A 20,964-nucleotide genomic window follows, 5' to 3' on the forward strand; every position below is an offset into this window, starting at 1 on the left:
CTCACTGAAAGCAGGGTTTTACTCAACGCTTATTGCACCTAAATTTACCAAGTGGCATATTTGCCATACAACATTCATATTATGAAACAAGCAACAGTATTTGTATTGATTATTTTATTCTCACATATGGCAGAAGCACAAGGTAGCAAAGATTCGTTTGAAACACTATGGAAAAAGGTAGCACAATTAGAACAAGAAGGACTTACAAAATCTGCTCTAAGTGTAGTTAGCGCTATTTCTGAAAAGGCAAAGAAAGAAAGCAATAATGCTCAAGTTGTTAAATCGCTTTTATTTTCAAGCAAGTACTCGTTAACCTTAGAGGAAGATGCACAACTAAAAATCATTTCAGAATTTAAGTCTGAAATTGAAACCGCAACCACGCCCACTAAAAACGTACTAGAAAGCTATTTAGCCAACTTATACTGGCAGTATTACCAACAAAACAGGTATCAATTTTACAAGCGTACAGAGACCGAAACAAAAGTAGATACTACAGATTTTAGAACTTGGGATTTAAACACCCTATTCTATGAGATAGGGATTCATTTTGATGCTTCTCTAGAAAATAGCGAAACCCTCAAAAAAATTCCTGTATCGGCATTTGAAATACTATTAGACACGCAAGATGGTTCTGAAAAACTTAGACCTACCTTATATGATCTATTAGCACATACTGCCTTAAATTTTTATAAGACCGATGAAAATAATATCACAAGACCTGCCGATAAATTTGAAATAAATGATTCTGAGCTTCTGTGTGAGAGCTATCAATTTATACTCCATAAAATTAATACCACCGATAAAACTTCGCTTCAAGCAAAAGCATTGCAGCTTTATCAAGAGTTATTACAATTTCACAGCGCTGATAAAACCTCTGATGCCTATGTAACTATAGATATAGAACGCTTACATTTTATAAAAAACAAGGCTGTTTTCTCAAATGTTGGCGACTTTTATTTGAACATTTTACAGAATTCTGCGGAGCATATTAAAGCACACGAAAACTGGAGCTTATATCAATTTGAAATTGCAAGCTACTACGCTGCATTGGCCAACATGTACGATGCGACTACAAATGACGAACACCGATGGAAAAATAAAGAAGCTTTGGCTTTGTGTGAAACCATTATAAAAAAGCATCCAAAAAACTTAGGTGCTCTTAAAAGTCAAAATCTGAAAGCAACTATTCTGAGTAAGAGTATGCATTTAACAAACGAAGAATACATTCCTACTGATAAAATCTCTCGTTTATTACTTAATTATAAAAATATTGATGCCTTATCCGTCACAGCTTATAACATAACTCGGGACCAATTTCAGGCGCTCGAAGATGCCTATAAAATTGAAGAAAAAGTAGCAATCATAAAAAAATTGAAGGCTGTTAAAAATTGGGAGGCGAGCCTTAAGAATGAAATGGACTACCAGAATCATGCTATTGAAATAGAAATCCCAACCTTAGCTAATGGTTATTATTTATTAGTGGCAAGAGATAATAAACTTGAATCAAATTCTTTTGCGTATAGTTCACTAAACGTGACCGATATAGTGCTTAGTGAGAATCAATTGAACGGAAACCATAGTTTTCAAGTGATTGATAGAAACAATGGTGCACCTATTCCTAATGCACAAGTACGTTTAACCTATAGAATTAATTACGATGATAAATATCTAAATAAAACCTATACTTCTGATGAAAATGGAAATATCAGCTTTGAAAAATCTGAAGAATATTGGACAGATGTAACTATAAGAGTCACAGCAAATAAAGAAGTTGCCTTTTTTACTGGGTTTTATATTAATCATAATTATTCTAGAAATAATGAGGAGTACACCTCCTACACTACATTCCTTTTCACTGATAGAAGTATTTACAGACCAGGACAACCCCTATTTTTCAAAGGAATAGCTGTAGCGGATTCAAACTCAGAAAAATCTATTGTCACAGCTACAGACGTGACGGTTAAACTACTTGATGCAAATTACCAAGAAGTAAGTAGCCAAAATTTTAAAACCAATGAATATGGCTCTTTTTCTGGAGAATTTATTTTGCCCTCTAACGGTCTAACAGGTAATTTTAGCCTGCAAGCCAGTAATAACACCTATGGCTTAAATGGCAGTGCTAACTTTTCTGTGGAGGAGTACAAGCGTCCAAAATTTGAAGCACACTTTAACCCTGTTACAGAAACATATCGTGTAAATGACAGGATTAAAGTACACGGAAAAGCGATGGCCTATGCAGGAAGCGCTATTTCAGATGCCAAAGTTACCTACCGTGTAAAACGCGCTGTATATTACCCTAGATGGTATTACTGGTACCGTTCGTACCACAACAATACCCCACAAGAAATAGCTTTTGGTGAAACTACTACAGATGCCTCTGGTAATTTTGAATTAGACTTTAAAGCTATTGTAGACCACAGTACATCCGCGAAAAACTTACCTACGTTTAGTTATGAAGTAACTGCAGACATTACAGATATTAATGGAGAGACACATAGTACCGCCACTACTGTAAATGTGGGCTACCATGCTTTAAACGCAACTATTGCCGTAGCGAATAGAATAAATAAAAATGCCAACGAAAACAAGTTAGCCGTGTATACGACCAATCTTAATGGCAAAACGGTGGCATCTTCTGGTACTTTAAAAATATACAAGTTAAAAGCACCTTCTGCTGTATTAAGACCTAGACCATGGACTGCGCCGGACTATGATTATTTTGGAAAAGAAAAATTTAAGGCACACTACCCTCATGATGCTTATGCCAATGAGTATGATTCTAATACTTGGGAAAATGCAGACTTGCTATGGGAAACTCAATTTAATACTAGTAAAACAAATGAACTTAGTCTGCCTAATCTTAAAAAATGGCCATCTGGAAAGTACCGCATAGAATTAGTGACCACTGATAAGTTTGGACAACTCGTAGAAGAAAAAGTACAAACTACACTATATAGTACGGATGACAAAAGCTTAGCAGACCAACAGATTTTTAGTATTGCTACAGATAAGCAAAGTTATGAAATTGGCGATAAGGCAAAAATTACCTTAAAAACTGCAGCCAAGGATTTGTATGTGACGCTGACTATTGAAAAAGAATATAAGATAGTCGACACAAAAATCATTCATTTATCAGAAAACAAAAAATCATTTACAATACCTGTTAATGCTGAAGATTTAGGTGGTTTTGCCATCAACTATTCCTATGCTGCATTTAATTCGTATGCCTCGGGGAATGTTATAGTTGCCGTACCTTATCCTGTAACCGATTTACAAATAGAAACCGTAACGTTTAGAGATAAGATAAAACCTGGTACTGATGAAACTTGGTCGTTTAAGATAAAAGGACCTAAAGGAGATAAAGTAGCTGCAGAACTTTTAGCGAGTATGTATGACGCCTCTTTAGATGCCTTTAGAGGTCACTCATGGGGTTTTAACCCACTGTACAAACCTAATTATTATGCCTATCAGCGGAGTAATGCTAACCACAGTTTTGGAACTAGCTCTTTCAGGTCGTATTGGCAATTTCAAACAAGTTATGTTTCTACTTCTCAGTATTACGATACCTTTAAATGGTTTGATTTAAACCTAGGATACAATAACCGTTCATCTGGGTATTTATCTCGGAAAATGATGAGTAAATCTGCTCCTGCTACGGAAATGGCAGAAGACATCATGGAAGTTGCAGAAATGTCTGCACCGCCCACCCCGCCGTCTGAAGTTAAAAAAGAAAAAGATTCTATAGCTAATTCTTCTGAAGCACCTCAGTCAGACACAGAATTTGGAGAAGTACAGATTCGTAAAAACCTACAAGAAACAGCCTTTTTCTTCCCACAATTACAAACAGATAAAGAAGGTGCTATATCTTTTAGCTTTACCACACCCGAAGCCCTAACCCAATGGAAATTACAACTGCTTGCACATACTAAGAATCTAGAAAGTGCAACAACAGCATTAACTACCGTTACACAGAAAGAGTTAATGGTGTTACCAAATGCTCCTCGTTTTTTACGGGAAGGTGATCAAATCGTTGTAAGTTCTAAAATTTCTAACTTAACAGAGAAGAATCTTTCTGGGCAAGCAAAAATTATCTTAACTGATGCTGTATTACATACCGATATTACGGCAGATATTACTAAAAATGCACAGCAAGAATTTTCAGTAGATGCCACCGGAAACACACAGGTATCTTGGACCATAACTGTTCCTGAAGGATTGCAAGCCGTGTCTTATAAAATTCTAGCAAAAGCAGGGGACTTTAGTGATGGTGAGCAAAACATGTGGCCTGTACTTTCTAATAGAATGTTGGTGACAGAATCTTTACCTATGTGGGTAAGAAGCAACCAAACAAAAACATTTAGCTTAGATAAATTAAAAAACAGCAGCTCAAAAACACTACGTAACCATAAACTTACTTTGGAAATTACTTCAAACCCTGCGTGGTATGCGGTGCAGGCTTTGCCATACTTAATGGAATACCCTTATGAATGTAATGAGCAAACATTTGCCCGTTATTATGCAAACACTTTAGCAAGTTACATCGCAAATAGCAATCCTAAAATTCAGGAGGTATTTAATCAATGGGCAAACTCTGATGCTTTACTTAGTAATTTAGAAAAAAATCAAGAGTTAAAATCGCTATTAATTCAAGAAACACCTTGGTTACGTGATGCACAATCAGAAACAGAACAAAAGAAACGTATTGCATTGCTCTTTGATCTAAATAAAATGAGAGCATCGCAAGAAAGTGCATTTAGCAAATTAGCGCAAAATCAAATGTCTAATGGCGCTTGGTCTTGGTTTGCTGGTGGTCGTGAAAATAGATACATCACACAACATATCATTACAGGTCTTGGCCATTTAGATAAGCTTATAATTTCTTCTGAAACAGGGAAAGAAAAAAGCGCTATGATTAAAAAAGCAATTTCGTATTTAGACGATGCCTTTGTTGCTGAGTATGAGTATATGATAAAGCATAATAATAACATTAAACAAGATCATCTGAGTCATTCTCAAGTACAATACCTCTACATGCGTTCTTTCTTTAGTGACCTAAAAACTTCTAAAAAAGTGGATGCGGTTACCGCTTATTACAAAGGGCAAATTCAGAAGTATTGGAAGAACAAGAATTTATATAGTAAAGGAATGTTGGCTTTAATTATGCACCGAATGGGAGATAAAGTTACTGCCACCAAAATAATACATCACCTGGAAGAAAATAGTATTTCTAGTGATGAATTAGGCATGTATTGGAAAGAAAATACCAATTCTTGGTATTGGTATCAGGCGCCTATTGAAACGCAAGCCCTATTAATTGAAGCTTTTTCTGAAATCCAGAAGGATGTAACTACTATAGACAATTTAAAAATCTGGTTACTTAAAAACAAACAGACAAATCAATGGAAAACTACAAAGGCTACTACAGAAGCTGTCTATGCGCTCTTACTACAAGGTAGTGATTGGTTATCTGTAACCAATGCGGTAGATGTGCTTATTGGTGGCGAAAAAATAGCCCCTGAAAAATTAGAAGGCGTAAAAGTAGAAGCAGGCACTGGGTATTATAAAACTTCATGGAATACGTCTGAGATCACCTCTAAAATGGCCGAAGTTCAAATTAGTAAAAAAGGCGCTGGAATTGCTTGGGGAGCCCTTTACTGGCAATATTTCGAGGACCTTGATCAAATTACATCAGCAGAAACTCCCTTAAAATTAAAAAAGAAGTTGTTCTTAAAAAAGAACACTGCTACAGGAGAGAAGATTTCTGAAATTACAGAGAACAGTAAATTATCTGTGGGCGATTTAGTTCGTGTACGTATTGAATTACGATCAGACCGAGATATGGAGTTTATTCATATGAAAGATATGCGTGCTGCTGGCTTTGAACCTATCAATGTATTCTCTCAATACAAATGGCAAGACGGTTTAGGATATTATGAAAGCACTAAAGATGCAAGTACTAATTTCTTTTTTGACTTTTTACCAAAAGGAGTTTATGTCTTTGAATATGATTTACGAGTAAATAACGCCGGAAATTTCAGTAATGGAATCACTACGATACAAAGTATGTATGCACCAGAATTTAGCAGTCATAGTGAAGGCGTTCGGGTGCAGATTGAAACAAATTAAATTTCATGAAAATGTAAACTCATTGAAAAGGTGAGTTTACGCATGGAACAACTAGGTACCCTCATTATAGGTTTTATAGACTGTAGTTATTATATAGTTTAGAGGTATCTAATAAAAACCAAAACATATGAAAAATTCAATTAGCGTATCCGTAAAGAAACCATGTACAGAGAAATTTAGTACGTTTAGTACAACCGATAAAGGCGGATTTTGCGCCTCTTGTGAAAAGGAAGTTATCGATTTTACCACTATGTCTAAAAGCGAAATAGTAGACTATCTATGTACTGCAACGAGCAGCACTTGCGGCCGATTCAAAACCTCACAATTAAATGACTTACAAATGGCAAATTCAAACGTTTCTTCTTTTAATTTTTTAACGAAAAGTATTGGCGCCATGAGTTTCTCTTTATTATCATTATGTGCTATATCTAGTGTAAATGCGCAAGATGAAGCATTAACCTCTAGTGTACAAACTGAATTAGTTTCAAATCCAGAAGCTACTACCAATACCTCTCAAAGCAACAAATACAAAGTGAAAGGTCTTGTGGTAGATCAAGAAAATTTACCATTGCCAGGTGTCTCTATTGTTCTAAAAGGAACAAATGAGGGAGTGTCTACAGATTTTGATGGCAATTTTGAATTCAGCAGACGCTTATCTGAAGGTGATGTTCTTGTCTTTAGCTATGTAGGGTATGATACTCAAAAATACACTATTGCTAAAAGTGCAACAGATACTATAGAAATCTCTATACTTTTTGATTCGGCAGACATAGAACTTATGGGAGATATTTCTATCGAAGAGGTGTATCAACCAAAGAGAAATATCGCTCAGAAAATTGGTTCTATTTTTAACTAATGAGGTATGTATTTCTAATTTTCATTCTATATACAAGCATTAGTTGCGCCCAGCGTTCTGATTTTATAGGCATAAATTTTTCAAAAGCAGACAGCATTGCAATGCAATACAAAGGCGCAAGCTTAAAAAACCTTCCTGTTTTAGTGTATAACTTAACTACACCTTTACCTAGCGAGGTAGAAAAATTTAGAGCAATTTACACTTGGGTAAGTACTAATATTGAAAACGATTACGATTCGTATGCAAAAACGAAAAGTAAACGAAATAAAATTGGAAAAGATCGCGCCTCTTTTTTAGCATGGAATGAACGGTATTCTCCAAAGGTTTTTCAAAACCTAATTGCGAACAAAAAAGCAGCTTGTACTGGCTACGCCTATTTAGTTCGAGAAATGGCAGGTTTAGCTGAAATACCTTGCGAAATAGTTGATGGCCATAGTCGTACTGCAACCGTATTGTTAACATTAAATAGTCTACCTAACCATTCTTGGAATAGGGTACAATTAAACGGAAAATGGTATTTATGTGATGCTACTTGGTCTGCTGGGCAAATAATTTTAAATGAAGACAAACCCGTATTTCAATTTGAATATCATGATGGCTATTTTTTAGCAGCACCAAGTTTGTTTATAAAAAATCATTATCCAATAGAGGCTAAATGGTCCTTAATGGACGAAGTGCCGCCGTTTGAAACATTTGTTTTGGGTCCTATTGTATATAAAGGTGCTTTCAAACATAAGATTCAGCCTATCGCCCCTCTAAAACTAGAAACTGAAATTATCAAAAATGAAACAGTCAAATTTCAATTTAAAAGCTCCACTATTCTAAATGCAGAGGAATTAGTGATGGAAGTTGGAAATGGATATTCTAATACAAAAATTGATACGAAACCTATTTTACAAAACAAAACTTATACCATTACACATAGGTTTACAAAAACAGGACTCTTTGATCTGCACTTAAAATATAATGATGCTATTATAGCAACTTACATTGTACGAGTGAAGAGAAAATAAGGTTTATCTCATATATTAGAAAAAGGGCCTTCTTAAATTAGAGGGCCCTTTTATAATTCTACCTTAATCTTTTATTAGATCAGGAAGGTGTAGTTCTACTTCTGGCGGAATGCGTTTCGCTAAAAATAAAATTTGTCCTAAATGACTAGATTGATGTTCCATCACATGAAACCAGCAATAGTGATTACTTATATCTGCGCTTGGTTGTATTTTTTCAAACCATTTATCATCTCTTTTCTTTAACTCTGCAATAGTTTCTGCTCGTACTTCATTATAGATATCTAAATAGTACTGCACTTCATGCCCCTTGTATTTATCCCGAGCAGCAGCTCCTAAATCTAAGGCATCCAACCAAATTTTATTTTCTTCTTCATTAAAACCACGCCCTTCAAAAGTAAATACTTGATAGTATTTTTCTGCTGCAGCTAAATGCATGATTAAAGCCCCTATTCTATTTGCTTTTTCATCGTGCAGATGATCAAGCTCATATTGAGACATATTTTTCACCCTGCTTTCTACTCTAGATTTCAAATCTTCTAACATAGATATCATGGCACCAATTTGCGGAGAAGCTCCTTCTACGTTACCAATGGTAGCCGAAGAAAGTTCTATTCCTGTTCCAACGAGTTTAACAGATTTCTTACCCGCTGCAGCATCGGAACTTGAGCTTATTTCAAATTCTTTTACTTTTACAGCTTTTTCTCTACCTATTCCTTGACTCCATTTAGGAACAACACCCTTGGAAACTTCACTTTCAAAACTTGAATTATCTATAGTTACTGGCGCCAAAACACCTTCAGCATTCTCAATAAACAATTGAAAATTGTCAAAGAGGTACGTACCATTTCCGTAGCATAAGGCACCAAAATTTAAGGTTTCTGCATCTTTAGTTAAAACACCTTCAATCGTATAAGATTTCCATTCATTTAAGTGTATGGGCCTGTCCCCCATATTATCAAAGAACCCTAATTCATCTCCTTCATTATCTACTCTGGCCCATAAAGCTGCCATAGCTTTATCATCAACCAAATTTGCTTTTGCATACCCTATTAGTTTAAATTTAGTATCCTGCGCTACCGTAACATCTAAAAACTGGCTAATAGAAATCCATTCTTGAGAAACTTCTTTACTGTTTTGAGCATTCGAAAGAAAACTCAACAGTAGTACTGAAAATAATAGTATTTTATTCTTCATAGTTAAATGTTCATGGTGGTTACTATTAAACTGATAAATATTCTATTTAAAATTAAAACTACAAATTTGAATTCAGATCTGTTGGTTTTTGAGATTCCAGTTCGGTTTTTATTTTTTTCATTTCAGCATAATTCAAAGGAATAATTGCGCCTAAGACTATTGGGACAACAATCATCGAAATAAAAAAGGTATTGTCCTCATTGGTCATTAAGCCATATACACAAAATAGAAAGAGAGCTCCCAGAACACCTATTAGTGCTCCTGTTATAACTTTCATTCCTTTTAATTCTCCTTGAAGTTTTTCTGAGGTATTTTCCGTTAAATTCATCTCCTGTATTTTAATTGGTCAAAATTCGTTATACTATATATCTATAGTAATCGCTACTAAAAGCTCATACGGTCTTTAAAGATATACGATTGTCTCCTAGAGACTTCAACCTCTTCCCCATTATTCATAGTAAGCTTAAGCTTACCGTTAAACCAAGGCACTACGTTCTTAATATGATTCATGTTGATGATCTGCTGTCTGTTTACCCTAAAGAAGTTTTCTACAGGTAATTTTTCTTCTACCTGATTTAAAGATTTATAGAGCATTGGTTTCTGATCTTGAAAATAAACTCGAGAATAATTACCAACTATTTCTATTAATAAAATATCCCCAATTTTAACCAACCAACATTTTTCGCCGTCTTTAATAAATATCTGGCTGCTTTCGGTTAAGCGTTCTGTACTTGCGGGTGTCTCATCAGAACTTATTTTATCTAATGTAGCTTTCACCTTCTCTATGGCCTGAGAAAAACGCTTATCATTAATCGGTTTCAACAAATAATCTAAGGCGTTATATTCAAAAGATTTAATGGCGTATTCATCAAATGCTGTAGTAAATACAGTAATCGGCACATCGTCTAGCATCTCTAACAATTCAAAGCCATCTTTTTCTGGCATATTTATATCCAAGAGCAACAAGTCTGGTTTGGTCGCATTTATTAATTCAAAACCCTCATCTACATTTTCTGCCTCTCCTACAAGTTCCAATTCTGGATGCTGCTTTAATAATTCTTTTATTTCATTACGCGCCAAACGAGAGTCTTCTACAATAACAGTTTTAATTTTTTTCATGTGGTCGGTATTTTTATAGTGGCAACAACTTCATTTTCAATTTCCTCTAAGGTAAATTGTCCTTTTGGACCATAGAGCAAACGTAAACGCTGTCGTATATTTTTTAATCCTAATTTAGTTGAATTTTCACTTATACTTAGTTTTCCTGTGTTTTTTACCACAATTTGCAATTCTGTAGCCGTAACTATAGTTTGTAAAAGAATTTTACCCCCATTTTTTAAGTTAGCAATACCATGCTTTGCTGCATTTTCTACCAGCAATTGTATGATCATGGGAGGAATCATGACCTCCAAGCTTTCTGCATCAATTTCCTTTTCATAGTGCAGTCTATCTTCCATTTGTATTTTAGCGAGTGCAACATAATTATCAACCATATCTACCTCTTCACTTAAAGCAATAGCATCTACTGTGTTTTTAGACAGTGCGTATTGAAGCATTTCGGAAAGCTTGGTAATCATCTCTCGAGATTTGCTCACGTCTTCTAACATCAACCCCCTAATATTATTGAGGCTATTGAACATAAAATGCGGATTTACCTGACCCTTTAAGGTATTTAATTGCGCCTCTCTCAATGTGGCGTTAAGCTCTAAATTTTCTAACCTATTTTTATTTGCACTGATTACAAATTTAATAGCAAAATAAATTATAGTCCACCCAAAAACAGTAATCATAGTATTAAATACTCCAGATAGAACACCAATATTTTCTTTTATCCATTCTATCTCCTTAGCCGTTCTTCCTATATAGAATTCATAAATTTCTTCCGTCGTAAATAATAAAAAGTAATAGAGTAAACTACAGGCAAAAAAGGATACCACTAAATTTATAATACTCCTTTTTCCAAATACTTCAATGTCAATATTATTATTTAAATAATGTCTAAAAATTGAGGTACTCACAATACCAATTGCGCTTCCTAATACAAAGCTGTATAGCATGTAGGTCTTACTAAAACCAAAAGGAAAAATAAGAATAAGTGAACTTACTCCCAACCAGCCTACAATTTGCAAGATCCAAAAAAGCAGCTCTTTGTTTGTCTTCGATAATTTCATGGATTATACTTCTGTGATTTTTTCTTCGATGATGGGTAGCACTAATTCTAGTATCGTATGCTCCTCTTTAAAAGTTCTTGAGAACTGAGCCTCCTCTTTATAAAGCAATTTTAACCGCTGCTGAATACTTTTCTCTAATACTTTCCTTTGTGATTTTGGACTAGAAGCTCCGCTATGGGTAACCGTTAAAAAAAGCCTATCTTCTCTTCTTTCGGAATGAATGAAAATCTCACCTTTTATAGTATGAAGTAATACTCCGTGCTTCGTAGCTAATTCTATCATATTAAGTAAAAGCATTGGCGGAATTTCTAATTTTTTGGTGGCTTCTTCTATATGATATTCAATAGTGGATGCTGTTTTGTTGTCTATAAAAACTAGAGCTATAAAATTATGTACATACGTAATCTCTTCCTCCAATAAAACAGTGTTGATATTGTTTTTAGTTAAAGAATAACGTAACAACTCTGCAAGCTGTGTAAGTTTATTTCTAGAGTCTGAAACATCTTCCAACATCAATCCTTTAATATTATTTAAGGACGTAAACATGAACTCAGGATTTATATGCCCCTTCAAAATATTAAGCTGTTCTTGTTTTATTTTATCTCGTAATCGCAACCTATCAATACGTGATCTATTAAAATCAATCAACATTTTTATACCGTAATATAAAACGGTCCAAATTATAATTAAAAACCAATTTAATATAAAAATCAAAAAGCCTATATTAGGTGCTTTTAATAGCGAATTTCTTAATTTCAGTTCTATAGAATCCATCAAAAAACCTACGAGATAACCAAAAAAATAATTTAAGAGAAACCAAAGAATAGTCGCTAAGAATGTTCCCAATAGTATAAGTACTATTTGCTTGAATCCAACCTTATCTATGGAAACAAACTTTTTAAAATAAGCTCTTAAAAGAGAAGTGCTCAAAACTCCAACAACAAATACGCTCCCAAATAAAAAAAATAAGGCCTGAACATTAGCACCTGCTTTATTCACAGAAGCCACAAACAAGCCTGAAACAAACCAGCCTATAATTTGTACGATCCAAAAAGGATTTTTAATTAAAAATTTAATCATTAATTATTTCTTAGCGAATGAAGTTACAAAACACTAGACTACGGCTAGTTGTTTAAAATTGTTTTTCTGGTTATTGCATAATAAACAACATATCCCCAACTGAGAACGGCGTGTAGCATAGCTTTCGATATGGATTTGTTTTTCTCCCAGGATGCAGCTATAGCAATGAAACTACCCATTAAAAATCCGCTTTTTAGAATAAAATTAATGAATACTCTTAAACTAGCCCCCACTCTTTTACCGGTGTTATAGGCATCTATATTTCCTATCTCCCGATGTCCTGATTCATGTGCGACAAAACTTACCACACCAACCACAGCAATAAAAAGAGCGATACCAATTAAGGTATACACTACGTATTTTAGATTTTTATTCTGTGTTTGTGTTTTTTTATTCATTCCCGATATATTCTAAAGTGTAACGTGAATTTACACCCTGTTTTTTTTAAAAAATAGCAATTATTAAAGCAATATAAGATTAATAACTATTTCTATAATGTATTTTACTAAAGAGATCATACTATAGGTTTTAAAGGTTATGGTATTTCTATACCTTAAAAATAAATCTATTTAAGGGGCTATCTAAATGAATTATGGCAAACGGTAAATTAGAATAAGTGAACGGTATACTATTTACAAATTGTTATAAATGCGGTAGGTATCCACCATAAGTTTACGCCAAAAGCTACGGTTGTAATCTCATAGCCTTCACTTGATTTTTGATTTACTAATCGTTCTACATCTATTCTAAGTTGTTCCGTAGACCAGGCCGAATACATTTTTATAATGCTATAATTTTTCATTTGATTTTATGGTATTTAAAATTAATAATTAGTAGCCTAAATTATAGATTAGTTGTCCCAGCATATATCCTAATTTATAGAGCACAAAACCGCCAATAATAGTTGTAAAAATTAAAATCTTCACGATCCCTTTTTGTTTAATACTAGTACTCGTAATGGAAACTTTCATAAGGGTGTATTTTTATGGTTGTTATTATTATCTGATATAAATTTACACTGATTATCAGTCATTTGAAACTACATTATGACTAACGGTAAATTCTTAACAGCGAACGGAAATTAGCACTAACTAATTAAAAATGCAATGACATGCTTAGGATACAGCACATAAAAAAGGAAGCCATTGGGCTCCCTTTTTTTAGCTATTTTTGATTGATTGATTGATTGATTGATTGATGTTTTGTTTTGTTTTTTATTATTTCAATAGTGCTAAAGCTGCTGTTGCTCCAGATAGTTCAGCATATTTTAACGCTGTAAATCCTAGTTTTGAAACTGCTTCTTTGTCTGCGCCATTGTCCAATAGCAATTTGATCATGTCTACATTATTATAACGTGCCGCATACATTAATGGGGTCATTCCGTTTACTTTGGTTTTAACTTCTATATCGGCTCCAAATTCAATAAACTTCTGTACTGTACTCACATCGCTCTGTGCAACAGCGATACTTAAAGGAGCTACATTTTTGATGCTCGTAGTTTCTACTTTTGCGCTTTTGTCAGTAGGATTTACGTTTGCATTTGCAACACTTGATAAAGTCATAGTAGCAATAATTCCGAAGGTGTACACTAAATTTTTCATAAGATGATTATTTTTAAGATTGATGATTTGTTTTCTATTATGAAGTAAAGATATAGTGATTATCAAGTATTTAAAACTACTTTATGACCAACGGTAGTTTTTCAAGAGCGAACGGGCATTACCTAAACCTGAATCGGTTTACGCTATTCCTATAGAAAGTAATAGACATAAAAAAAGGAGCCATTGGGCTCCCTTTTTTATGATTGATTGATGTTTTGTTCCGTATTATTTCAATAAGGCTGAAGCTGCTGTTGCTCCAGATAGTTCTGCATATTTTAAGGCTGTAAATCCTAGTTTAGAAACCGCTTCTTTATCTGCACCGTTATCTTGCAATAACTTAATCATGTCTACATTATTATAACGTGCCGCATACATTAAGGGTGTCATTCCGTTTACTTTGGTTTTAACTTCTATGTCTGCTCCGAACTGTATAAATTTCTTAACCGTATTTAAATCGCTTTTAGCAACTGCGATACTTAACGGAGCTACATTTTTGATGCTTGTAGTTTCTACTTTTGCGCTTTTGTCAGTAGGATTTACGTTTGCATTTGCAACACTTGATAAAGTCATAGTAGCGATAATTCCGAAGGTATAGACTAAATTTTTCATAAGATGATTATTTTTAAGATTGATGATTTGTTTTTTATTATGAAGTAAAGATATAGTGATTATCAAGTATTTAAAACTACTTTATGACCAACGGTAGTTTTTCAAGAGCGAACGGGGATTACCGAAAACTGAATCGGTTTACGCTAGTATTATAGAAATTAGCACGCATAAAAAAAGGAGCCATTGGGCTCCCTTTTTTATGATTGATTGATGTCTTGTTCCGTATTATTTCAATAAGGCTGAAGCTGCTGTTGCTCCAGATAGTTCTGCATATTTTAACGCTGTAAATCCTAGTTTTGAAACAGCTTCTTTGTCGGCACCGTTATCTAGCAATAATTTGATCATGTCTACATTATTATAACGTGCCGCATACATTAAGGGCGTCATGCCGTTTACTTTGGTTTTAACTTCTATATCAGCGCCAAACTCTATAAACTTCTTAACCGTATTTAAATCGCTTTTAGCAACAGCTATACTTAAAGGCGCTACATTTTTGATACTCGTAGTTTCTACTTTTGCACTTTTATCAGTAGGATTTACGTGTGCATTTGCAACACTTGATAAGGTCATAGTAGCGATAATTCCGAAGGTGTAAACTAAATTTTTCATAAGATGATTATTTTATTGATTGATGATTTGTTTTCTATTATGAAGTAAAGATATAGTGATTATCAAGTATTTAAAACTACTTTATGACCAACGGTAATTTTTCAAGAGCGAACGGGGATTATCGAAAACTGAATTGATTTACGCTACTCCTATAGAAAGTAATAGCCATAAAAAAAGGAGCCATTTGGCTCCCTTTTTTTTAGCTATTTTTGATTGATTGATTGATTGATTGATTGATTGATGTTTTGTTCCGTATTATTTCAATAACACTGAAGCTGCGGTGGCTCCAGATAGTTCTGCATATTTTAAAGCAGTAAATCCCATTTTTGAAACAGCATCCTTGTCTGCCCCATTGTCCAATAATAATTTTATCATCGATACATTATTATAACGTGCAGCATACATTAAGGGCGTCATGCCGTTTACTTTGGTTTTAACTTCTATATCGGCTCCAAATTCAATAAACTTCTGTACTGTACTCACATCGCTCTGTGCAACAGCGATACTTAAAGGAGCTACATTTTTGATGCTCGTAGTTTCTACTTTTGCACTTTTGTCATTAGGATTTACGTTTGCATTTGCAACACTTGATAAAGTCATAGTAGCAATAATTCCGAAGGTGTACACTAAATTTTTCATAAGATGATTATTTTTAAGATTGATGATTTGTTTTCTATTATGAAGTAAAGATATAGTGATTATCAAGTATTTAAAACTACTTTATGACCAACGGTAGTTTTTCAAGAGCGAACGGGGATTATCGAAAACTGAATCGGTTTACACTACTCCTATAGAAAGTAATACGCATAAAAAAAGGAACCATTTGGCTCCCTTTTTTTAGCTATTTTTGATTGATTGATTGATTGATTGATTGATGTTTTGTTCCGTATTATTTCAATAACACTGAAGCTGCTGTTGCTCCAGATAGTTCTGCATATTTTAATGCTGTAAATCCTAGTTTTGAAACAGCTTCTTTATCTGCGCCATTGTCCAATAATAATTTGATCATGTCCACATTATTATAACGTGCCGCATACATTAATGGGGTCATTCCGTTCACTTCCGTTTTAACTTCTATATCGGCGCCAAATTCTATAAATTTCTTAACCGTATTTAGATCACTCTGCGCAACAGCGATACTTAAAGGCGCTACATTTTTGATGCTTGTAGTTTCTACTTTTGCGCTTTTATCAGTAGGATTTACGTGTGCATTTGCAACACTTGATAAAGTCATAGTAGCGATAATTCCGAAGGTGTACACTAAATTTTTCATAAGATGATTATTTTATTGATTGATGATTTGTTTTCTATTATGAAGTAAAGATATAGTGATTATCAAGTATTTAAAACTACTTTATGACCAACGGTAATTTTTCAAGAGCGAACGGGGATTACCTAAACCTGAATCGGTTTACGCTATTCCTATAGAAAGTAATAGCCATAAAAAAAGGAGCCATTGGGCTCCCTTTTTTATGATTGATTGATGTTTTGTTCCGTATTATTTCAATAACACTGAAGCTGCGGTGGCTCCAGATAGTTTTGCATATTTTAAAGCAGTAAATCCTAGTTTTGAAACAGCTTCTTTGTCGGCACCGTTATCTAGCAATAATTTGATCATGTCTACATTATTATAACGTGCCGCATACATTAAGGGCGTCATGCCGTTTACTTTGGTTTTAACTTCTATATCGGCTCCAAATTCAATAAACTTCTGTACTGTACTTAGATCACTCTGTGCAACAGCGATACTTAAAGGAGCTACATTTTTGATGCTTGTAGTTTCTACTTTTGCACTTTTGTCATTAGGATTTACGTTTGCATTTGCAACACTTGATAAAGTCATAGTAGCGATAATTCCGAAGGTGTAGACTAAATTTTTCATAAGATGATTATTTTTAAGATTGATGATTTGTTTTCTATTATGAAGTAAATATATGTTGATTATCAAGTATTTAAAACTACTTTATGACCAACGGTAGTTTTTCAAGAGCGAACGGGGATTATCGAAAACTGAATCGGTTTACGCTATTCCTATAGAAAGTAATAGCCATAAAAAAAGGGAGCCATTGGGCTCCCTTTTTTATGATTGATTGATGTTTTGTTTCTTATTATTTCAATAAGGCTGAAGCTGCTGTTGCTCCAGATAGTTCTGCATATTTTAAAGCGGTAAATCCTAGTTTAGAAACAGCTTCTTTATCTGCGCCATTGTCCAATAGCAATTTGATCATGTCTACATTATTATAACGTGCCGCATACATTAATGGGGTCATTCCGTTTACTTTGGTTTTAACTTCTATATCGGCTCCAAATTCAATAAACTTCTGTACTGTACTCACATCGCTCTGTGCAACAGCGATACTTAAAGGAGCTACATTTTTGATGCTCGTAGTTTCTACTTTTGCGCTTTTGTCAGTAGGATTTACGTTTGCATTTGCAACACTTGATAAAGTCATAGTAGCAATAATTCCGAAGGTGTACACTAAATTTTTCATAAGATGATTATTTTTAAGATTGATGATTTGTTTTCTATTATGAAGTAAAGATATAGTGATTATCAAGTATTTAAAACTACTTTATGACCAACGGTAGTTTTTCAAGAGCGAACGGGCATTACCTAAACCTGAATCGGTTTACGCTACTCCTATAGAAAGGAATAGCCATAAAAAAAGGGAGCCATTTGGCTCCCTTTTTTTAGTATCAGTATTTAAATCACTTTATTGCTGTCCTAAATGTTTTGCGTAGAAGCCTAGCATAGCTTCATACAACGCAATTCTGTTTTCTTCTTTAGAAAAACCATGCCCTTCATCATATTTTACCATATAAGGAACATCTACTCCTTTAGCTCTCAATGCACTTACAATCTGATCTGACTCATCTATATTTACACGAGGATCATTAGCGCCTTGTACCACGAATAATGGTTTCTTTATTTTATCAATATGAAATACAGGAGAAACTTCTTCCATGATTACCTTTTCTTCCGGAACTGCTTCATCATACCAAATCTCTTTAATTATCTTCACATAAGGCTTCCAGTAAGGAGGCATGGTATTCATAAAGGTAAAAATATTAGAAACCCCTACATAATCTACCCCGCAAGCATACAAATCTGGGGTTTTTGTTAATCCTCTTAGTACTGCATAACCACCGTGACTTCCACCATAGATTGCCGCCTTATCTTTAGCAACCCAACCTTGTTCAATAACATAAGCTAATCCGTCTTCCACATCATCCATCGCTTTTCTTCCAATTTGTTTGAAACCAGATTCCAAAAACTTTTTGCCATATCCGCCAGAAATTCTAAAGTTCACTTGTAAGGTTGCATAGCCTCTACTTGCAAAAAGTTGAGCTTCCGGATTAAAACCCCAAGAATCACGTACGCCTTGTGGCCCACCATGTGGGTTAACAATCACAGGAACTTTCTCTCCGTTTAAAGCAGCTTTTGGCATGGTAATATACCCATGTAAGGTAAGGCCATCTCTACTTTTAAAAGTAATAGGACGAACATCAGCCATATCTTCCTCTTTTAATTGAGGCATGATATTATAGACCATTTTAAACTCGTCTTTCTTTACATCATAAGAATAGTAAACTCCCGCTAACTTATCACTTGTTACATATAACAAATAATTGTTCTCATCATCCGTAGCATCTGCAATTCCGAATTGCTTTCCTTTAAATTCTTTTTCAAATTTCTTATGAAGCTTCTTATAATAGTTACTTACCGGAACAATTACAGATTTTTCACCTTCATACTGGAAGTAATCTAATTCATAGTTTCTTTTTCTAGATAACGAAAGGTTAGACACGTCATACATATCATGTGCAAACACCTTTTTTATTTCTTTCTTTTCTTTAAAATCATATAATATAATTTCTGACTTATCGCTATTTAAATTAGAAACCACATACGCGTCATCTGTATTCTCTGAAGCATAATTAAAGCTAAGAATAGAGAAAGAATCTTTCCAATTTAAGCTATTGACAATTTCAAACTTACCTGCTGCATTTGCATAGTATAAATCTTGCTCCACACCATCACGTAATTTTGTGAAGGCTTTTAAGTTTCCATCTTTATCAAAGTTGTATCCCATAATTGGGTTGGCTACGTCTTCATTGGTATACAATTGCTCTAATGCACCTGTAACAATATTTACTTTATAAGGGTCAAAAATTTGAGGATTGTTCTTATTCAAAGAAATGATAATATGATCTTTATCTTCTTTTAGAAGCTCTAAAAAGTTTGCTTTTACACCCTCAAAAGGAGTAAGATCTTTTTGGTTTGCACCGTCTAAATCTGCTGCATACAAATGGAAGTTTTCATCACCACCTTGATCCATTAAGTATACCAATCGGTTATTATTAACCCAGCCATATCCTCTAATCAACTCTTCTTTTTCTTCAATAGCTCTGGTTATTTTCCCGGTCGCAATTTCTTTTACATACACATGACGTTTTCCATCATCGTCTTTTTCCATATATGAAATATACTTTCCGTTAGGCGCATAATTGAAAGATGATGCTTTTGGTTTTGCAAAATAATCTGAAACTGAATATTTAAAATCACCGTTATCGGCCTGTGCTAATGCTGTTAACGCCTCATCAGAACTAGGTAAAGCGGTATTTCCTGGAATCATTTTCTCTGTTTTCTCCAAAATTAAAGGAAATTCCATTCCTGCTTGGTAAAATATCCCAGTAATTTTAACGCCATCGACAGCTCCTACGTATTTAATGCCTGCCTGCTTGAAATGAATACTCAACTCTTCTCCTACTAATGTGGTTTCATCCATAGGGATGTCTGTAGCACCTTGAGCAGGACTATCCATTGTTGACGTTAATATGCCCTCCTCTTCAGAGATATTGAAAACTAGCGGCATTTCTGTACCCTGTACAGCAAGTGTTCCTTTCCAAGAGCCAACGACATCTTGAGCTTTCGTCATTTGCATACTCAATGCCGTAAAGGCAAAAAGCAACATAAGTTTAATTTTGTGATTGATTTTGTGATTGATTTTTTTCATCGGTGTGTTATTAAAGATTAATTCTCTTTCTAAATCTCATTAGCTATCTGAAGAACAAATACTTAATTTGTTATGAAAGAAAAGATTCATTTTTTTCTCAAAACAAAATTACACACGAAAGCTACCCTATTCTTTGAAAATATGGGGAACGGTAAAATTAAAGTTGTAAGTGGAATATGGAGAAACTAGCCCCAGATAGCAGCATATAATTTAACACCAATCATGAACCCTAACCAAATACCTACTGCTATTACGAGTATTAATAAAGTTCTAGAGCTACGTACAATAGAGTTTTCTAAATTTACGGGAACACTATTCTTATGTACCTTTAAGGTTTTTGCTACGGGCTTAATAAAGTTAGGAGCTAGTCTAAGATCATAATTGCTGCCATTAAGTTTAAAATAATGCTCAGCCTGCAGGAAGCCAAACTTTTCAGAAACACGCTTGCCATTTAGGTGCACAAATTGTTTCCATAAAGAATGAAAAACTTCAACTTTATTATTTTCAATATAAAACTCCGCACGCTTCACCATAAAAAAAGACATATTACTACTACTACAAATTAATGTTTGTTTGTTTTCTTCGAATTGGTTTGGGGGAAATTCTATATAGATACGTTGGGTAGCCAAAAAAAGACTTCCTAAAAACTTAAAAAAAACTTAAAAAAAACTTAAAATGTATGCACTG

At 34.1% G+C, this 20,964-nt stretch carries 20 protein-coding genes; 3 read left to right on the plus strand and 17 right to left on the minus strand.

The features are described 5' to 3' along the window. Positions 1–81: 81 nt before the first annotated feature. From CELAL_RS03195 to CELAL_RS03205, 3 genes are all read left to right on the plus strand, one after another. The gene (locus tag CELAL_RS03195) at positions 82–6,126 is read left to right on the plus strand and encodes an alpha-2-macroglobulin family protein (RefSeq protein ID WP_013549476.1); all 6,045 of its coding nucleotides are present in this window, start codon (positions 82–84) and stop codon (positions 6,124–6,126) included. Between the two features lie 127 nt (positions 6,127–6,253). Beyond that, positions 6,254–6,982 (plus strand): carboxypeptidase-like regulatory domain-containing protein, encoded by a 729-nt coding sequence (locus CELAL_RS03200; protein ID WP_013549477.1) that lies wholly within the window; start codon positions 6,254–6,256, stop codon positions 6,980–6,982. Continuing rightward, positions 6,982–7,995: a transglutaminase domain-containing protein gene (locus tag CELAL_RS03205; RefSeq protein WP_013549478.1), complete on the plus strand. Its 1,014-nt coding sequence runs from the start codon at positions 6,982–6,984 to the stop codon at positions 7,993–7,995. The genes CELAL_RS03200 and CELAL_RS03205 overlap by 1 nt, the downstream gene beginning before the upstream one ends. Before the next feature lie 63 nt (positions 7,996–8,058). Here CELAL_RS03205 and CELAL_RS03210 read toward each other — a convergent pair whose 3' ends face one another. The 17 genes from CELAL_RS03210 to CELAL_RS03280 form a co-directional block, all read right to left on the minus strand. After that, positions 8,059–9,189 carry a mycothiol transferase gene (locus CELAL_RS03210; protein ID WP_013549479.1) on the minus strand — a complete coding sequence of 377 codons (1,131 nt, stop codon included), beginning with the start codon at positions 9,187–9,189 and terminating at the stop codon, positions 8,059–8,061. 58 nt (positions 9,190–9,247) lie between these two features. Then, positions 9,248–9,517: a hypothetical protein gene (locus CELAL_RS03215; RefSeq protein ID WP_013549480.1), complete on the minus strand. Its 270-nt coding sequence runs from the start codon at positions 9,515–9,517 to the stop codon at positions 9,248–9,250. 56 nt (positions 9,518–9,573) lie between these two features. Beyond that, entirely contained in the window at positions 9,574–10,308 is a 735-nt protein-coding gene (locus tag CELAL_RS03220) for a LytR/AlgR family response regulator transcription factor (protein WP_013549481.1), read from the minus strand. Then, complete coding sequence (locus CELAL_RS03225) at positions 10,305–11,360, minus strand: sensor histidine kinase (protein WP_013549482.1); 1,056 nt, start codon at positions 11,358–11,360, stop codon at positions 10,305–10,307. The genes CELAL_RS03220 and CELAL_RS03225 overlap by 4 nt, the downstream gene beginning before the upstream one ends. Before the next feature lie 3 nt (positions 11,361–11,363). Further along, positions 11,364–12,440 carry a sensor histidine kinase gene (locus CELAL_RS03230; protein ID WP_013549483.1) on the minus strand — a complete coding sequence of 359 codons (1,077 nt, stop codon included), beginning with the start codon at positions 12,438–12,440 and terminating at the stop codon, positions 11,364–11,366. A 44-nt stretch (positions 12,441–12,484) separates the two neighbouring features. Further along, positions 12,485–12,838, minus strand: coding sequence for a hypothetical protein (locus CELAL_RS03235; RefSeq protein ID WP_013549484.1), 354 nt, complete (start codon positions 12,836–12,838; stop codon positions 12,485–12,487). A gap of 230 nt (positions 12,839–13,068) precedes the next feature. After that, positions 13,069–13,242, minus strand: a complete 174-nt coding sequence (locus CELAL_RS22275) for a hypothetical protein (protein WP_013549485.1) — start codon at positions 13,240–13,242, stop codon at positions 13,069–13,071. A gap of 28 nt (positions 13,243–13,270) precedes the next feature. Beyond that, positions 13,271–13,411 carry a hypothetical protein gene (locus CELAL_RS22280; RefSeq protein ID WP_013549486.1) on the minus strand — a complete coding sequence of 47 codons (141 nt, stop codon included), beginning with the start codon at positions 13,409–13,411 and terminating at the stop codon, positions 13,271–13,273. 246 nt (positions 13,412–13,657) lie between these two features. Further along, positions 13,658–14,041 carry an ankyrin repeat domain-containing protein gene (locus CELAL_RS03240; protein WP_013549487.1) on the minus strand — a complete coding sequence of 128 codons (384 nt, stop codon included), beginning with the start codon at positions 14,039–14,041 and terminating at the stop codon, positions 13,658–13,660. A gap of 225 nt (positions 14,042–14,266) precedes the next feature. Continuing rightward, on the minus strand, positions 14,267–14,650 hold the full coding sequence (locus tag CELAL_RS03245; protein ID WP_013549488.1) for an ankyrin repeat domain-containing protein: 384 nt from the start codon (positions 14,648–14,650) through the stop codon (positions 14,267–14,269). 225 nt (positions 14,651–14,875) lie between these two features. After that, entirely contained in the window at positions 14,876–15,259 is a 384-nt protein-coding gene (locus tag CELAL_RS03250; protein ID WP_013549489.1) for an ankyrin repeat domain-containing protein, read from the minus strand. 255 nt (positions 15,260–15,514) lie between these two features. After that, on the minus strand, positions 15,515–15,898 hold the full coding sequence (locus CELAL_RS03255) for an ankyrin repeat domain-containing protein (RefSeq protein ID WP_013549490.1): 384 nt from the start codon (positions 15,896–15,898) through the stop codon (positions 15,515–15,517). Between the two features lie 250 nt (positions 15,899–16,148). Next, positions 16,149–16,532: an ankyrin repeat domain-containing protein gene (locus CELAL_RS03260; RefSeq protein WP_013549491.1), complete on the minus strand. Its 384-nt coding sequence runs from the start codon at positions 16,530–16,532 to the stop codon at positions 16,149–16,151. Between the two features lie 225 nt (positions 16,533–16,757). Next, positions 16,758–17,141 carry an ankyrin repeat domain-containing protein gene (locus CELAL_RS03265; protein ID WP_013549492.1) on the minus strand — a complete coding sequence of 128 codons (384 nt, stop codon included), beginning with the start codon at positions 17,139–17,141 and terminating at the stop codon, positions 16,758–16,760. Between the two features lie 226 nt (positions 17,142–17,367). Further along, complete coding sequence (locus tag CELAL_RS03270) at positions 17,368–17,751, minus strand: ankyrin repeat domain-containing protein (RefSeq protein WP_013549493.1); 384 nt, start codon at positions 17,749–17,751, stop codon at positions 17,368–17,370. Between the two features lie 222 nt (positions 17,752–17,973). Next, complete coding sequence (locus CELAL_RS03275; protein ID WP_013549494.1) at positions 17,974–20,235, minus strand: S9 family peptidase; 2,262 nt, start codon at positions 20,233–20,235, stop codon at positions 17,974–17,976. 227 nt (positions 20,236–20,462) lie between these two features. Next, entirely contained in the window at positions 20,463–20,822 is a 360-nt protein-coding gene (locus CELAL_RS03280) for a hypothetical protein (RefSeq protein WP_169311395.1), read from the minus strand. Positions 20,823–20,964: the final 142 nt, after the last annotated feature.

The sequence above is a fragment of the Cellulophaga algicola DSM 14237 genome, assembly GCF_000186265.1.
Taxonomy (GTDB): Bacteria; Bacteroidota; Bacteroidia; order Flavobacteriales; family Flavobacteriaceae; genus Cellulophaga; species Cellulophaga algicola.

Coding starts and splice junctions, on each gene's coding strand:
- CELAL_RS03200 (WP_013549477.1), top strand. CDS start 6,254: ATGAAAAATTCAATTAGCGTATCCGTAAAGAAACCATGTACAGAGAAA.
- CELAL_RS03220 (WP_013549481.1), bottom strand. CDS start 10,308: ATGAAAAAAATTAAAACTGTTATTGTAGAAGACTCTCGTTTGGCGCGT.
- CELAL_RS03240 (WP_013549487.1), bottom strand. CDS start 14,041: ATGAAAAATTTAGTGTACACCTTCGGAATTATTGCTACTATGACTTTA.
- CELAL_RS03215 (WP_013549480.1), bottom strand. CDS start 9,517: ATGAATTTAACGGAAAATACCTCAGAAAAACTTCAAGGAGAATTAAAA.
- CELAL_RS22280 (WP_013549486.1), bottom strand. CDS start 13,411: ATGAAAGTTTCCATTACGAGTACTAGTATTAAACAAAAAGGGATCGTG.
- CELAL_RS03205 (WP_013549478.1), top strand. CDS start 6,982: ATGAGGTATGTATTTCTAATTTTCATTCTATATACAAGCATTAGTTGC.
- CELAL_RS03250 (WP_013549489.1), bottom strand. CDS start 15,259: ATGAAAAATTTAGTTTACACCTTCGGAATTATCGCTACTATGACCTTA.
- CELAL_RS22275 (WP_013549485.1), bottom strand. CDS start 13,242: ATGAAAAATTATAGCATTATAAAAATGTATTCGGCCTGGTCTACGGAA.
- CELAL_RS03270 (WP_013549493.1), bottom strand. CDS start 17,751: ATGAAAAATTTAGTGTACACCTTCGGAATTATTGCTACTATGACTTTA.
- CELAL_RS03195 (WP_013549476.1), top strand. CDS start 82: ATGAAACAAGCAACAGTATTTGTATTGATTATTTTATTCTCACATATG.
- CELAL_RS03230 (WP_013549483.1), bottom strand. CDS start 12,440: ATGATTAAATTTTTAATTAAAAATCCTTTTTGGATCGTACAAATTATA.
- CELAL_RS03255 (WP_013549490.1), bottom strand. CDS start 15,898: ATGAAAAATTTAGTGTACACCTTCGGAATTATTGCTACTATGACTTTA.
- CELAL_RS03260 (WP_013549491.1), bottom strand. CDS start 16,532: ATGAAAAATTTAGTGTACACCTTCGGAATTATCGCTACTATGACTTTA.
- CELAL_RS03235 (WP_013549484.1), bottom strand. CDS start 12,838: ATGAATAAAAAAACACAAACACAGAATAAAAATCTAAAATACGTAGTG.
- CELAL_RS03275 (WP_013549494.1), bottom strand. CDS start 20,235: ATGTTGCTTTTTGCCTTTACGGCATTGAGTATGCAAATGACGAAAGCT.
- CELAL_RS03245 (WP_013549488.1), bottom strand. CDS start 14,650: ATGAAAAATTTAGTCTATACCTTCGGAATTATCGCTACTATGACTTTA.
- CELAL_RS03210 (WP_013549479.1), bottom strand. CDS start 9,189: ATGAAGAATAAAATACTATTATTTTCAGTACTACTGTTGAGTTTTCTT.
- CELAL_RS03280 (WP_169311395.1), bottom strand. CDS start 20,822: ATGTCTTTTTTTATGGTGAAGCGTGCGGAGTTTTATATTGAAAATAAT.
- CELAL_RS03225 (WP_013549482.1), bottom strand. CDS start 11,360: ATGAAATTATCGAAGACAAACAAAGAGCTGCTTTTTTGGATCTTGCAA.
- CELAL_RS03265 (WP_013549492.1), bottom strand. CDS start 17,141: ATGAAAAATTTAGTCTACACCTTCGGAATTATCGCTACTATGACTTTA.